Here is a 12,859-nt window from a genome sequence, read left to right as displayed (position 1 = left end):
AAATGATATATAAAGGGCAGGGAAACCGTCCGCACCGACTGGACGCCTCTGGCGCAAGATTTCCAGAAGCAACTGTATTCACTGATTTTTCATCAGCAACCTTATCGGGAATTTATTCGTCGCTATATTACCAGTACCCTAGAAGGAAAATTTGATGATAAACTAATCTACCGTAAAAGGTTGCGCCATAAACTGTCTGACTATCAGCGTAATGTACCGCCACATGTAAGAGCGGCAAGGCTAGCAGATGAATATAATCTGTAACATAACCGGCCTTTGCAGTATAAAATGGTGGCTGGATAGAATATGTCATGACGCAATCCGGGCCAGAACCATTGGAAAACCTGCATTCATCACCAGATTATGATCACTATATCAATAAACAAATTCAGCCTATCGCTGATGCTATCCTGTCAATTTTACAGGATAATTTTACAACTTTGTTCACCAAACAGATAGTCATGCCTTTTAGCTAATCACTATTTAGTTAATTACTATTTTTTGCAGGTGACGACTGGCTTTGCTTCCATTAACATATCGCCCCTTTAACGAGTGATAAGGGGATTGACGGGGCATCTTTGCTATCTGCCCATTATCTCCGTTAGATCAAATAAAAAGCTGTCGTCCTTCACCTTCAATAACATTTATCTAACAGAAACTGAGTCAAAATTTATGCCATTTACCCTCGGTCAACGCTGGATCAGCGATACAGAAAGCGAACTTGGATTGGGAACCGTTGTTGCATTGGACGCACGAATGGTCACTTTGCTTTTTCCTGCCAGCGGAGAAAACCGCCTTTATGCTCGCAATGATTCCCCTATTACCCGTGTGATGTTTAACTCAGGGGATGTTGTCACCAGCCACGAAGGCTGGCAACTCAAAGTAGATGAAGTCCAACAAGAAAATGGCCTACTTATTTATACAGGTACACGCCTTGATACCCTGGAAGAAAATGTCACTCTGCGCGAAGTATTCCTCGACAGTAAACTCACCTTCAACAAACCACAGGATCGCCTGTTTGCTGGTCAGATTGATCGGATGGATCGCTTTGCCCTGCGCTTTCGTGCCCGTAAATATCAAAGCGAGCAATTTAAACTTGCTGAAAGCGGTCTGCGCGGTATTCGCGCAAGCCTGATCCCTCATCAGCTCCATATCGCTAACGAAGTAGGCAAACGCTATGCTCCAAGGGTGCTGCTGGCTGATGAAGTTGGCTTAGGTAAAACCATCGAAGCCGGGATGATCATCCACCAGCAATTGATGGCTGGTCGTGCTGAACGTATTCTGATTATTGTGCCAGACAGCCTTCAACATCAATGGCTGGTCGAAATGCTACGCCGTTTCAATTTACGCTTTGCCCTGTTTGATGACAGCCGCTATACCGAAGCACGACACGACAGTGATAATCCATTTGAAACAGAACAATTGGTACTTTGCTCACTGGATTTTGTCCGCCGCAATAAACAGCGTTTTGAGCATATGCTTGAAGCCAGTTGGGATCTTATGGTGGTGGATGAAGCTCATCATCTGGCCTGGAGTGAAGATGCACCAAGCCGTGAATATCAGGTCATTGAGCAATTGGCTGAACAGATCCCTGGTGTGCTGCTGTTAACTGCAACCCCGGAGCAATTAGGGCAGGAAAGCCATTTTGCCCGCCTGCGCTTGCTTGATCCAAGCCGTTTTCATGATTATCAGGTTTTTATTGACGAACAACAAAAATACCGCTCGGTTGCTGATGCTGTCACTTTGCTGTTATCAGGTGAACAGCTCAATAATGACCAATTAAATCTAATGGGTGAGCTGATCAGTGAACAAGATATTGAACCTCTGCTGAAAGCAGCCAACAGCAACGGTGATGATAGTGAAACTGCACGCCGCGAATTGATTTCCATGCTGATGGATCGCCACGGTACCAGCCGTATTCTATTCCGTAATACCCGTAATGGCGTGAAAGGTTTCCCTCATCGGGAACTACATCAGATAAAATTGCCCTTGCCAACACAATATCAAACAGCCATTAAAGTCTCCGACATTATGGGTGCTAAAAAATCGCTGGAATCTCGCGCCAAGGATATGCTTTACCCAGAGCAAATCTATCAGGAATTTGAAGGCGAAAACGCCACCTGGTGGAACTTTGATCCTCGTGTAGAGTGGTTACTTGGTTTCCTGATGGCAAATCGTGATGAAAAAGTACTGGTAATTTGTGCTAAAGCAACCACTGCTCTGCAACTGGAACAAGTATTGCGTGAACGCGAAGGTATTCGTAGCGCTGTTTTCCATGAAGGATTATCATTGATTGAACGTGACCGTTCCGCCGCCTATTTTGCTTCTGAAGAGGATGGTGCTCAGGTGCTACTGTGTTCCGAAATTGGCTCAGAAGGTCGCAACTTCCAGTTCGCCAACCAGTTAGTCATGTTCGATTTACCATTCAACCCAGATTTACTGGAACAGCGTATCGGACGTTTGGATCGTATCGGCCAAAGCCGTGATATCCAGATCAATGTGCCATATCTGGAGAATACCGCCCAAGCTGTCTTGATCCGCTGGTATCACGAAGGTCTGGATGCATTCGAGCACACCTGTCCGACAGGCCGTACTATTTACGATCACTATTATGAAACTCTGCTGAACTACCTTGCCAAGCCGAATGAGCAGGAAAAATTTGATGAATTTATTGATCAATGCCGCCAACAACATGAACAACTCAAACAGCAATTAGAACAAGGTCGTGACCGACTGCTGGAAATGAATTCCAATGGTGGAGAGCATGGTTTGCAGTTGGCAGAAAAAATTTCAGAGTATGACAATGATACGGAGTTGGTGAGCTTTTCTCTCAACTTGTTTGATATCGTTGGTATCAATCAGGAAGATCGCAGTGACAACATGATAGTGTTAACACCCTCTGATCATATGCTGGTCCCGGATTTCCCAGGGCTGCCACAAGATGGCTGTACTATTACATTTGATCGGGAGCAGGCGCTGTCTCGTGAAGATGCCCAGTTTATCAGTTGGGAACACCCGATTATCCGTAATGGGTTAGACTTGATCTTGTCTGGTGATACCGGTAGCTGTGCTGTCTCTCTTTTAAAAAATAAAGCATTACCCGTTGGAACGCTGTTGGTAGAGCTAATTTATGTGGTTGAAGCTCAAGCACCAAAACATCTACAATTGACCCGTTTCCTTCCCCCAACCCCACTGCGGATACTGATGGATTTGAAAGGCAACAATCTGGCTGGTCAAGTAGAATTTGAGAGTTTTAACCGCCAGCTTAATGCAGTAAACCGCCATACCGCGAGTAAGCTGGTTAATGCCGTGCAAAAAGAAGTTCACGCTATTTTGCAACAAGCAGAAGGTTTAATAGAAACACAGGCTCAATCATTAATCGAACAGGCGAAGAAGGAAGCTGATGAAAACCTCACTGCTGAACTTTCCCGTCTGGAAGCGCTGAAGGCAGTCAATCCAAATATTCGTGATGATGAATTGGAAGCAATTGAATCCAATCGCCAACAGTTACTGCTTAACCTGAATCAGGCAAGCTGGCGTCTAGATGCAATCCGCCTTGTTGTTGTTACACATCAGTAAGAAAAATTAGAGATACTCGGATTTAGTGCGGGATGGAATGAACGCCATTCCCGCATTTTCCCTGATACCCTGATTTCAATGAGCAAGATACTGTCTTTTACCGGAGTCTCAATGGAAGCTTATAACCCACCCACCGATCCCTGGCTACATGTGCTCTATCAGGATCAGCATATCATTGTGGTCAATAAACCCAGTGGACTGCTCTCTGTTCCCGGACGGGCTGAGGAACACAAAGACAGCATTATGACTCGGATACAGCAACAGTTTCCGGCTGCGGAATCTGTTCACCGGCTGGATATGGCAACCAGCGGCGTAATGGTAGTTGCATTGACCAAAAATGCAGAACGTGAACTGAAGCGCCAGTTCCGTGAACGGGAACCGAAAAAAACTTATATTGCACGCGTTTGGGGATGTCTGAAACCGGAAACCGGCATAGTTGATCTCCCTCTGATTTGTGACTGGCCAAACCGACCAAAGCAGAAAGTTTGTTTTGAAACCGGAAAATCAGCGCAGACTGAATATGAAGTACTCGCTTACGAAGATCAAGCCACCAGGGTGAAACTCTCGCCAATAACAGGTCGTTCACATCAGCTCAGGGTACACATGCTGGCACTTGAGCACCCGATTCTGGGAGACCGGTTTTATGCTCATCAGCAGGCAAGAGCAATGGCACCTCGCCTGCAATTACATGCACAGGAGCTATATATCACCCATCCGGCCTATGGAACTCCAATGCATTTTCAGTGCACAGCCGATTTTTAATCAGTTGACAAATACAGTAATCGAATCTAATGAAGCCAATATCAAGCACAAAGCCACGCCGAACCCTCCCAAGAGAATACGGATATTTGCCATTTTTTGCATCCCTCTTTAGTTAAAGCCAATAAATCATAAAATTTTCTAATATTTTAGAGAAATAAGAAATAAACTCAATGATCATAGGGGACTTTATTCCCCTATGCATTTAATAAAATGTTTTTTAAAAAGAAAAATTGACTACTTAAAACCTTTTTCTTTTTTAATAAGATCATACGCAGCCTGAATTGACTGGGCTTTTTGTTTAGCAATTTCCATCATTTCCGGTGGTAAACCTTTTGCCACTAACTTATCTGGATGATGCTCACTCATCAATTTACGATAGGCACGTTTGATTATCGTCGCATCATCATTTTCACCTACACCGAGTACCTTACAGGCATCTGCCAATGTTGGCCCCTGAGTTGCTCTCCTATAGCCGTCATACTGTTGTTGCCACTCTTCACCACCACCGAAATTGCGGCCACCTTCCATCATGGCAAGGAATTGTTCAAACTGGTGACGAGAGATCCCAAGCTCATCAGCTATGATAAACAGTACTTTCCTCTCATTCGGATGCAACTGACCATCAGAAAATGCAGCCTGTAACTGAATTTCTAAAAACATCCGAACTAAATCAGACCGACCAAAACAGGCACGACGTAATTGTCTCAATGTCTCACGCAAAGGAAAATTGGGTTCTTTACCCTCACGAAAAGCTTGCTGGGCCGCTATTCGGGCTTGCCCGTGAAGTTGCATTCGGTCCATTAACCGGCTGGCAAGCTGGATATCCGTTTCAGTTACCCGTCCTTTTGATTTAGTTATATGCCCCATCACTTGAAAAGTACTGCTGAAAAACAGCATCTGACGGGACTGATTATTTGCAAAAAACCCCTGGCTTCTGCGTACACTGGCCCTATCAAACATATGACCGATAAATAAACCAATGACAATACCCCAGAAACCGGCTCCAGACGTAACACCAAAGATCAGCCCAATCAGTTTTCCCCAATAATGCATATACTCCTCAATTCATCAATGCCCTGAGTGTAGTTTTGCATTATCATACTATTCATTCAGCTCCGTGCCTAACGGCAAGATAAGTAAAGGTGTGACTTTACACTGGCGCATATTCATTGAGTGCGCTAGTCTCTTGAGGTTTGCCGGCACAATGCCACTGATGACGGAACCGCATAAATATCTATGAAGAAATGTTATCCAACTTTGCTGGCCACAACGGTATGGGCCGCACTTTACAGTCAGCATGCACATGCTGATCTCGCAGCACAATGTATGCTGGGTATACCTGTTTATGATCAGCCAATAATTAATGGCGATCTAAATCAATTACCTGTCAATATTCTGGCAGATGATTCACGTGCAGATTATCCGCGCTCTGCTGAATTCATTGGTAATGTCAATATTAAACAAGGCAATAAAACGCTGACCGCAGATAAGGTACAACTCGATCAAACAGAAGATGAAGTTCCATTAAGGACCGTTACGGCAACGGGTAATGTTCATTACAATGATCCCCAAATTATTCTAAAAGGTCCACGCGCCTGGTCTAATTTAAATAATAAAGATACAGATGTTGATCAAGGTGATTATCAGATGGTCGGGCGTCAGGGACGCGGCATCGCAGATAAAATGAAGTTACGCGATGCAAACCGTTATACCATTATGGATAACGGTACTTTTACTTCCTGCCTGCCGGGTAATGATAGCTGGAGCGTTGTTGGCTCTGAAGTCATTCTCGACCGTGAAGAAGAAGTGGCTGAAATATGGAATGCCCGTTTCAGAGTGGTTAATGTTCCGGTATTTTACAGTCCATATCTTCAATTACCGATCGGTAGTAAACGCCGCTCCGGTTTTCTTATTCCTAACGCCAGCTATTCCAAAAGTGACGGCGTTGAATTTCTGCTGCCCTATTACTGGAATATCGCACCAAATTATGATGCTACGATTACACCTCACTATATCAGTCAACGCGGTTTAAAACTGGATAATGAGTTCCGTTACTTAACTAAAGCAGGTACAGGTACGCTTGCTCTCGATTGGCTGAATAATGACAACCAGTATATTAAAGATAAAAATGCGAGAACACGTACCACCAGAGAGAGTGATAATCGCTGGTTATTTTACTGGAATCATAGTGGTGTCATGGATCAAGTATGGCGTTTTAATATCAACTATACCAAGGTCAGTGATCCTGAATATTTTTCTGATTTCTCTTCTCAATATGGTTCCACCACTGACGGCTATGCCACACAGAAATTCAGCCTGGGATATGCTCAACAAAATTGGAATGCCACATTATCAACTAAACAGTTCCAGATTTTTTCTAAAGATACCAGCAGAAAAGCCTACAGAGCCGAACCACAGTTGGATCTGAATTATTATAAAAACAATCTGGGGCCATTTGATCTGCGTGTTTATGGTCAGGCAGTAAAATTCACTAGCGTAGGTAAAAATAACCCAGAAGCCACCCGTTGGCATTTGGAACCATCAGTTAATCTGCCACTCTCCAATGGTTGGGCAAGTATCAATAACGAAGTTAAGCTGATGGCAACCCACTATCAGCAAGATATTCCCAAGGCCAGTGAAAATACTAAATATAAAGAATCTGTTAATCGGACTTTGCCACAGTTTAAAAGTGAAGCCAAAATGGTGTTTGAACGTTCAATGTATCTGAACAACGATTACACCCAAACACTAGAACCGCAGGTTCAGTATCTGTATGTACCGTATAAGAATCAGGATAATATCAACAACTTCGATTCATCTTTACTGCAAACTGACTATACCGGCCTGTTCCGAGATCGCTTTTATGGTGGCCTAGACCGCATTTCATCTGCTAATCAAGTGACTACCGGCCTCACTACCCGAATTTATGATGAGGGTTTAGTTGAACGTTTTAACCTATCGTTAGGTCAAATCTACTACTTTGAACGCCCACGCACCGGTGAGGAAAATATCATTAACAGTAAAGACAGAACAGGTATGATGACCTGGGCAGGTGATACTTACTGGAAAATTAATGATTCCTGGGGTTTGAAAGGCGGTATACAGTACGATACCCGTCTGGACAGCGTAACGATGGGGAATACAATACTGGAATATCGCCGTGATGCAGACCGGCTTGTGCAGTTGAACTATCGTTTTGTTGACAGAGATTATATCCAAGCCACAGCTAAAAATGCTCCAGCTTTCCAGCAAGGGATTTCTCAAATTGGTTTAGTTGCAAGCTGGCCGTTAAATGATCGCTGGGGTTTAGTTGGCTCTTACTACTATGATACCAAGAAACAGCAACCAGCAAGTCAGTTAGTGGGCTTGCAATACAACACTTGTTGCTGGGCAGTTAACGTCGGCTATGAGCGTAAGATAATTGGCTGGAAAGATGATAATAGCGAATATGACGACAAATGGTCATTTAACTTTGAACTCAGAGGCTTAAGTAACAATCATAGTCTGGGTAGCCAGAAAATGTTGCAGTCTGGCATCATGCCATACCAGCGTGCATTCTGATACTAATAACACTTTGATATTAAACACTATAAACCCGCTAACGCGGAACTTACATATGATGGAAAAAGTATGAAGAACTGGAGAACTCTCATTCTCGGATTGATGTTTTCAGTGAGTACTGCCTTTGCTGCACCTCAACAAGTGGATAAAATTGCTGCGGTTGTTAATAACGGGGTAGTTTTGGAAAGCGACATCAACAGCCTCTTACAGTCCGTTAAGCGGGATGCACAACATGCAGGCCAGCAAATACCGGACGAACAAACACTACGTCATCAGATCCTTGAGCGACTGATTATGGATAATATCTTGTTGCAAATGGCAAAGCAGATGGGGAGCACTATTCCTGATCAGGCTCTGGACTCTACCATTGCCAATATTGCAGCCCAGAACCACATAACCGTGGATCAGATGAAACACCGTATCGTTACTGACGGAATGAATTTCGATACTTATCGTAATCAGATTCGTAAAGAGATGCTGATAGCAGAAGTGCGCAACAATGAGGTTCGCCGTCGTGTCACCATTCTGCCTCAAGAAATCGATACCTTAGCTCAACAAATTAGCAACCAAAATGCTAATGATACTGAACTGAATATCAGCCACATTCTTATCCCGTTGCCAGAAAATCCTGATCAGGCACAAATGGAAAAAGCCACTGCTGTGGTACACAAAATTATGTCTGAGCTTAAGAATGGCGTTGACTTTGGTAAACTGGCTATCACCTATTCCGCTGATCCACAAGCCCTGAAAGGCGGTAATATGGGTTGGAGTAAGCTTCAGGAACTGCCAACCCTGTTTGCTGCGAAACTACAATCAGCCCAGAAAAACGCCATCGTTGGTCCAATTCGTTCCGGTGTGGGTTTCCATATCCTCAAGGTAAATGATATCCGGGGCGGTAATACAACAATCGCCGTCACAGAAGTTCATGCTCGCCATATTCTGTTGAGAACTTCTCCTGTCATGACTGATGATCAAGCGCGCGCCAAATTGCAGCAAATCTCCAGTGAAATTAACAGTGGAAAAACTGATTTTGCCGATGCAGCAAAAGAATTTTCAGAAGATCCAAGCTCAGCATTACGTGGTGGTGATCTCGGCTGGAGTACACCTGATATCTTCGATCCTGCTTTCCGTGACGCGTTAATGCGACTAAATAAAGGTGAAATCAGCCAGCCGGTCCATTCGTCTTTTGGCTGGCATCTGATCCAACTGCTGGACACCCGCAAAGTTGATAAAACAGATGTCGCTCAGAAAGATCGTGCTTACCGTATGCTGTTCAACCGTAAATTTACTGAAGAAGCACAAAGCTGGATGCAGGAACAACGCGCCTCAGCTTATGTGAAAATTTTAGATGGTAGCGATGCACAACAATAAACCTATTGTTATTACCCCCGGCGAACCTGCCGGGGTTGGACCCGATTTAATTGTCGCTCTTGCTCAGCAAAGCTGGCCAATACAATTGGTCGCCTGTGCAGATCCAAATCTACTTTTGGGCAGAGCCAAACAACTCAATTTTCCTTTACAGTTACAAGAATATTCTCCGGATAAAACGCCGGAACCGCAAACTGCCGGAACATTGACAATATTGCCAGTCCCTCTTCATGTTCCAACAGTCGCCGGTGAATTGAATCGGGAAAATGGCAGATATGTTACTGAAACTCTGGCAATAGCCTGCGATGGTTGCCTAAATGGGGAATTTTCAGCGTTAGTCACAGGACCGGTTCATAAAGGGAATATCAATGATGCAGGTGTGCCTTTTATCGGCCACACTGAATTCTTTGCTGATCGCAGTGGATGTCAGCGGGTTGTCATGATGCTTGCTACCGAAGAACTTCGGGTTGCTCTGGCAACAACTCATCTACCCATTGTTGATGTGCCAAAATCCATTACTTTCGATAGCCTGCGAGAAGTTATCACGATCCTTAACCATGACTTAAAAACGAAGTTTGGCCTGGCAAAACCCTGTATTTATGTGTGTGGTTTAAATCCCCATGCAGGAGAAAGCGGTCATATGGGGCATGAAGAGATTGATGTCATTATCCCTGCATTAGAAAGTCTGAGGGCAGAAGGCATCGTTCTGGAAGGGCCTTTACCCGCAGACACTTTGTTTCAACCCAAATATCTTCAACATGCAGACGCCGTTCTTTCTATGTATCACGATCAGGGGCTGCCCGTGTTAAAATACCAAGGTTTTGGCAGAGCTGTGAATATTACGTTGGGCCTGCCATTTATCCGCACTTCTGTCGATCATGGCACAGCATTGGAATTGGCTGGTAAAGGTCAAGCTGATGTGGGAAGCTTTATCACCGCATTGAATTTAGCAATTAAAATGATACAAAACAGTAATGAATAACAGAGTCCACCAAGGGCACTTTGCCCGTAAACGCTTCGGGCAAAACTTTTTAACCGATCAGTTTGTCATTGATAGTATTGTTGCAGCTATCAATCCACAACCAGGCCAAGCAGTGTTGGAAATTGGCCCTGGTCTTGGTGCATTGACTGAGCCGGTTGGAGAGCGCATGGATAAAATGACTGTGGTTGAGCTTGACCGCGATCTGGCGGCGCGCCTGCAAGTTCATCCACAACTAAAAGATAAACTTACCATTATCCAACAAGACGCAATGACCGTTAATTTTGGCGAACTGTCTCAGCAAAGAGGGCTGTCGCTGCGGGTCTTTGGTAATTTACCTTATAATATTTCTACACCATTAATGTTCCACCTTTTTAGCTATACTGATGCTATTGCTGATATGCATTTTATGCTGCAAAAAGAGGTAGTGAACCGTCTAGTAGCCGGTCCCGGCAGTAAAGCCTTTGGACGTTTAAGTGTCATGGCCCAATACTATTGCCAGGTTATCCCGGTGCTGGAAGTACCGCCAACAGCATTTACTCCCGCACCTAAAGTCGACTCAGCCGTTGTACGTCTGATACCGCATAAAAGCATACCTCACCCGGTCAGAAATATTCGTATGCTGAGCCGGATCACCACACAGGCTTTCAACCAAAGGCGTAAAACTATCCGTAACAGCCTGGGTGATCTTTTCACTGTAAAACAACTCACCGAGTTTGGTATCGACCCAAGTACACGTGCAGAGAATATTTCTGTTGAACAATACTGCAAAATGGCAAACTATCTATCGGAACAACCTGAAATGCAGTCATAACAGGAGTCAATCATGATTAATGCGCCCAGAGTTTCCATTCAGGTACAAAGTGTTTATATAGAAAGCCAGTCGTGTCCCGAACAACAGCGTTTCGTTTTCGCCTATACAGTCACTATCCGTAATCTTGGGCGCGAATCGGTTCAACTGCTTAACCGTTACTGGCTAATTACCAACGGTGATAACCACCAGACTGAAGTCCAGGGGGAAGGAGTTGTTGGTGAGCAGCCGGTAATCCCGCCAGGCACCGAATACCGTTACACCAGTGGCGCTATATTGGAAACGCCTTTGGGTACGATGGAAGGCCATTATGAAATGGTCGATCACCATGGTGATTTATTCCGCGTTGACATTCCAGTTTTCCGACTGGCTATTCCAACTTTGATTAATTAATTATGTCTACATATCTCGTCGGTGATATTCATGGTTGCTCTCGTGAATTACGTGCTCTATTAACTAAGGCCAATTTTGATCCCAATAGAGATACGTTGTGGCTGACAGGCGATTTAGTTGCCCGTGGCCCAGATTCTCTTGATGTTCTTCGGTATGTTAAACAGTTAGATTCAGCCGTGAAAGTGGTATTAGGTAATCATGATCTCCATCTATTAGGCGTTTATGCCGGGATTAGCCGTAATAAACCCAAGGATAAGCTCAATGAATTACTATCTGCCCCAGATGCCGATGAGTTAATTAATTGGCTACGTAAACAACCATTATTACAGATCGACGATAACCTGAAATTGATCATGACTCATGCGGGACTCACACCTCAATGGGATCTGGAAACCGCTAAAATGTGCGCCCGCGAAGTTGAAACTATGCTCAGCAGTGGCAGCTATCCTCTGTTTCTCGATTCAATGTATGGAGATATGCCAAACAACTGGTCACCAGAACTCTCTGGGTTGGCACGTTTACGTTTCAGTACTAACGCATTGACGCGCATGCGTTACTGCTTTCCTAATGGTCAATTAGATATGGTTTGCAAGGATAGGCCCGAAAATGTTCCTGCGCCCCTGAAACCTTGGTTTAAGCTACCACAGCAGATCCCAGTAGAGTATTCTATTGTTTTCGGTCACTGGGCATCACTGGAAGGTCAAGGAACGCCGGACAGATTTTATGCATTGGATACAGGCTGTTGCTGGGGAGGCGAACTGACAATGCTGCGTTGGGAAGACAAACAATATTTTACTCAACCATCGTTGTCAGCAATAAAATAGCATTAAGACCGGACACGCCGTGAAAAAACTCATCGGCGTGTTTTATCAATCAGATACGGCGCTGTAAAATCTCAAAACAGTAGCTGTGAGAATTCAATTCATCTGCATCATGGTATTCAGTGAATTGAGAATCCCATTCATCCGGTTCATAGTCAGGAAAATGCGTATCACCTATCACTTCTGCATCAATATGGGTCAGATACATACGGTTAGCCAATGAGATAAATTGGTCATAGATTTTACCGCCTCCCATAACCATAATTTCTTCTGCATCACCCGCTACAGCCAGCGCCTCATCAACTGAACTTACCCAAGTTACACGCTCATCATCCCCTGGCTGATTACTCAACACAATATTGAGTCGCCCTGGTAACGGGCGGCCTATGGACTCGTAAGTCACTCGCCCCATGATGACTGGTTTATTCAATGTATTACGTTTAAACCAAGCCAGATCCCCTGGCAGATTCCACGGCATTGTATTATCCATGCCGATGATCCGATCCATAGCTAAAGCAGCGATCAAGCTGATATTCATTAAGTCACCTTATCGGCAAATAGTATAAAAATTGATGACACTATACG

General features: G+C 44.3%; 10 protein-coding genes and 1 pseudogene. 9 read left to right on the top strand and 2 right to left on the bottom strand.

Annotated elements, in window-relative coordinates; translation table 11 throughout:
* Positions 1-12 precede the first annotated feature (12 nt).
* From C5469_RS23560 to rluA, 3 genes and pseudogenes are all read left to right on the top strand, one after another.
* Positions 13-476 (top strand): annotated as a pseudogene (locus tag C5469_RS23560) (DNA polymerase domain-containing protein); the annotation flags it as partial.
* 196 nt (positions 477-672) lie between these two features.
* Complete coding sequence (gene rapA / locus C5469_RS09610) at positions 673-3,579, top strand: RNA polymerase-associated protein RapA (protein ID WP_166305415.1); 2,907 nt, start codon at positions 673-675, stop codon at positions 3,577-3,579.
* 111 nt (positions 3,580-3,690) lie between these two features.
* Positions 3,691-4,341: a bifunctional tRNA pseudouridine(32) synthase/23S rRNA pseudouridine(746) synthase RluA gene (gene rluA / locus C5469_RS09605; RefSeq protein WP_166305412.1), complete on the top strand. Its 651-nt coding sequence runs from the start codon at positions 3,691-3,693 to the stop codon at positions 4,339-4,341.
* Between the two features lie 234 nt (positions 4,342-4,575).
* On the opposite strand, the gene djlA is transcribed toward rluA, so the two are convergent.
* Complete coding sequence (gene djlA / locus C5469_RS09600; RefSeq protein ID WP_166305409.1) at positions 4,576-5,394, bottom strand: co-chaperone DjlA; 819 nt, start codon at positions 5,392-5,394, stop codon at positions 4,576-4,578.
* Positions 5,395-5,577: 183 nt separating this feature from the next.
* Here djlA and lptD point away from each other — a divergent pair, with 183 nt between their 5' ends.
* From lptD to apaH, 6 genes are all read left to right on the top strand, one after another.
* Positions 5,578-7,902 (top strand): LPS assembly protein LptD, encoded by a 2,325-nt coding sequence (lptD, locus tag C5469_RS09595; protein WP_166305406.1) that lies wholly within the window; start codon positions 5,578-5,580, stop codon positions 7,900-7,902.
* Positions 7,903-7,971: 69 nt separating this feature from the next.
* Entirely contained in the window at positions 7,972-9,273 is a 1,302-nt protein-coding gene (surA, locus tag C5469_RS09590; protein ID WP_166305403.1) for a peptidylprolyl isomerase SurA, read from the top strand.
* Positions 9,260-10,252, top strand: coding sequence for a 4-hydroxythreonine-4-phosphate dehydrogenase PdxA (pdxA, locus tag C5469_RS09585; RefSeq protein WP_207628876.1), 993 nt, complete (start codon positions 9,260-9,262; stop codon positions 10,250-10,252). Before surA ends, pdxA begins: the two co-directional genes overlap by 14 nt.
* A complete protein-coding gene (rsmA, locus tag C5469_RS09580; protein WP_166305397.1) occupies positions 10,245-11,063 on the top strand; it encodes a 16S rRNA (adenine(1518)-N(6)/adenine(1519)-N(6))-dimethyltransferase RsmA in 819 nt (272 codons plus the stop codon). The genes pdxA and rsmA overlap by 8 nt, the downstream gene beginning before the upstream one ends.
* Before the next feature lie 12 nt (positions 11,064-11,075).
* Positions 11,076-11,453: a Co2+/Mg2+ efflux protein ApaG gene (gene apaG / locus C5469_RS09575; RefSeq protein ID WP_166305394.1), complete on the top strand. Its 378-nt coding sequence runs from the start codon at positions 11,076-11,078 to the stop codon at positions 11,451-11,453.
* Positions 11,454-11,455: 2 nt separating this feature from the next.
* On the top strand, positions 11,456-12,277 hold the full coding sequence (apaH, locus tag C5469_RS09570) for a bis(5'-nucleosyl)-tetraphosphatase (symmetrical) ApaH (RefSeq protein WP_166305391.1): 822 nt from the start codon (positions 11,456-11,458) through the stop codon (positions 12,275-12,277).
* A gap of 49 nt (positions 12,278-12,326) precedes the next feature.
* Here apaH and folA read toward each other — a convergent pair whose 3' ends face one another.
* Positions 12,327-12,812, bottom strand: a complete 486-nt coding sequence (folA, locus tag C5469_RS09565) for a type 3 dihydrofolate reductase (protein ID WP_166305388.1) — start codon at positions 12,810-12,812, stop codon at positions 12,327-12,329.
* Between the last annotated feature and the right edge of the window lie 47 nt (positions 12,813-12,859).

The organism is Photorhabdus cinerea (genome assembly GCF_011189575.1).
Taxonomy (GTDB): domain Bacteria; phylum Pseudomonadota; class Gammaproteobacteria; order Enterobacterales; family Enterobacteriaceae; genus Photorhabdus; species Photorhabdus cinerea.
The sequence above is the reverse complement of the archived record's forward strand: the minus strand, read 5'-3'. Positions and strand labels throughout refer to the sequence as shown.

Excerpts from the sequence above, each read along its gene's own strand:
- rapA (WP_166305415.1), top strand. The coding sequence starts at position 673 with ATGCCATTTACCCTCGGTCAACGCTGGATCAGCGATACAGAAAGCGAA.
- rluA (WP_166305412.1), top strand. The coding sequence starts at position 3,691 with ATGGAAGCTTATAACCCACCCACCGATCCCTGGCTACATGTGCTCTAT.
- djlA (WP_166305409.1), bottom strand. The coding sequence starts at position 5,394 with ATGCATTATTGGGGAAAACTGATTGGGCTGATCTTTGGTGTTACGTCT.
- lptD (WP_166305406.1), top strand. The coding sequence starts at position 5,578 with ATGAAGAAATGTTATCCAACTTTGCTGGCCACAACGGTATGGGCCGCA.
- surA (WP_166305403.1), top strand. The coding sequence starts at position 7,972 with ATGAAGAACTGGAGAACTCTCATTCTCGGATTGATGTTTTCAGTGAGT.
- pdxA (WP_207628876.1), top strand. The coding sequence starts at position 9,260 with ATGCACAACAATAAACCTATTGTTATTACCCCCGGCGAACCTGCCGGG.
- rsmA (WP_166305397.1), top strand. The coding sequence starts at position 10,245 with ATGAATAACAGAGTCCACCAAGGGCACTTTGCCCGTAAACGCTTCGGG.
- apaG (WP_166305394.1), top strand. The coding sequence starts at position 11,076 with ATGATTAATGCGCCCAGAGTTTCCATTCAGGTACAAAGTGTTTATATA.
- apaH (WP_166305391.1), top strand. The coding sequence starts at position 11,456 with ATGTCTACATATCTCGTCGGTGATATTCATGGTTGCTCTCGTGAATTA.
- folA (WP_166305388.1), bottom strand. The coding sequence starts at position 12,812 with ATGAATATCAGCTTGATCGCTGCTTTAGCTATGGATCGGATCATCGGC.